This window comes from Campylobacter showae CC57C, from assembly GCF_000344295.2.
In the GTDB taxonomy this organism is placed as follows: Bacteria; Campylobacterota; Campylobacteria; order Campylobacterales; family Campylobacteraceae; genus Campylobacter_A; species Campylobacter_A showae_B.
Genome location: NZ_AOTD01000226.1, coordinates 1 through 1,662, shown reverse-complemented (window position 1 = coordinate 1,662; position 1,662 = coordinate 1). Strand labels below are relative to the sequence as shown.

Genomic DNA, 1,662 nt, shown 5'->3' with positions numbered 1-1,662 from the left:
CATGGAGATAAAAAGCGGCGAGAAATTTGAGGTGAGCTTATAATATCATTACAAGTTCAGGCGAGAATTTAAGCAAAAATTTAGCGTTTTAATAGGATAAATGCAGGCAGGCTCTCAAATTTAGCGAGATCACACAGGCTAGCCCTCCCCCGAAATGGCAAGGAAACATACATACTAGATATAAAGCAGCTCTCGGGGTGAGGATAAATTTAAACAAACTCTATGTGCCAGTTAAATTCCAAGCACACTATCTTTTAGCTCACCAATCTTCTCCTTTCCGCTCTTTACGTCCACGAGAGTTATTTGCCCGTTTCTAAAATGCCATTCGTTAAATTTCATCACGCATCCCTTGGCCTTTTTTTCTAGCATTTTTTCTTGTAGCTTATTTATACATTCAAACTCGTACGCCGCCTCTCGTTTTTCAAGATCATTAATAAATATATGATTTAGTAAAACCTTTTCGCCGTCGTGTAAACACTCAAAAGGCTTTAGCCTGGAGCAGTTTACCGCATCTGCACCAATGGTAAACAAGCTTTTGTTTTTCATCAGATAAATATCCACCATATTTCCCATCAAAGCTTCGTATTTCTCGTACCCTAGCCCTTTTTTTAAAGTATATTCGTTCTGAAACGCAAGAATAAGCTCAACCTTGCTCTGACGCAAAATTTCCTCGTGGAAATTTGAATTTTCACTAGCTATTTTGGCGGCTTCATCCAAAAATAAACTAATAGGTATTACGTTTTCCCTACCTGCTCTTGCGATAAAGCTAGGGATAAAACTATCTAAAAGCATGGCTAAAGTCTGACTGCTTGAGTTTAGTGCATTAAATACGACGATCTTGCCTTCGTTTAGATACTGCGAGATACTGTTTTATCCGCATTCATCGTCTCGTCATCAGCTAGCTCGTTGATTACTGTAGTCATAATAGAAAGGTTCCTAAAGTCGTTTGCTATCTTCTCGTTATCTTTTGCATTAGTAACGTCAAATCTACTCATAATATCGATCAGATTTTGCCTAGCCGTTAGTAGATCTCTAAACCTCAAGCGAACCTCCTTTTTCTCGCCATTAACCAAATACGGGTTTGGACTCAAATAACGCTTAATGCTTGCTAAAAACTCGTTAAATTTTAAAAGCTCTTGTGTCAAATTTCTTATCGTATGGATGTTGAACGGATATGTGCTGCTAAGTTTGATAGCAGCATCAAAGCCTCTTACATTATACTTCTTAGCGACGTCTACAAATTCGCTCAGGGTTTTTAGAAAATTAAATATGGTTAAGGTCAAATTTGCGCCGTACTCTTGCCAAAGGCTATCGTTGCGAGATTGCATGCGAGCGCTAGCGGCATTTTTAAAATCCCTAGCAGAGATATCTTGTACTAAATTTATCTTCTCGCCAAGAAATGTCCCGACAACAACGACATCTTTTAGCCTGCCAGCTCTTTTAGCTAGTGCCTTAACCGCATCCCCTTCGCAACCTTTGTAGTCAAACACGAATATTCCGTGTCCTCGCTGCATCCTATCGAGTAAATTTGGATATATCATCGAGGTGGTCTTGCCGCAGCCAGTCTCGCCGATGATAGCAGCGTGAGTGAAGTTGCAAGGGATTATGAGATTGCCCTCCTTGCAAATTTGCGCGGCTTCTTCTTGCTGGGCAAATCCTATC

General features: G+C 40.1%; 2 protein-coding genes. Both read right to left on the bottom strand.

The window, feature by feature from the left end; all coding sequences use genetic code 11:
- Positions 1-231: 231 nt before the first annotated feature.
- Complete coding sequence (locus H740_RS08905; RefSeq protein ID WP_004323091.1) at positions 232-792, bottom strand: hypothetical protein; 561 nt, start codon at positions 790-792, stop codon at positions 232-234.
- A gap of 56 nt (positions 793-848) precedes the next feature.
- On the bottom strand, positions 849-1,662 hold an 814-nt coding region (locus tag H740_RS08900; protein WP_004323090.1), incomplete at its 5' end, for a type IV secretory system conjugative DNA transfer family protein.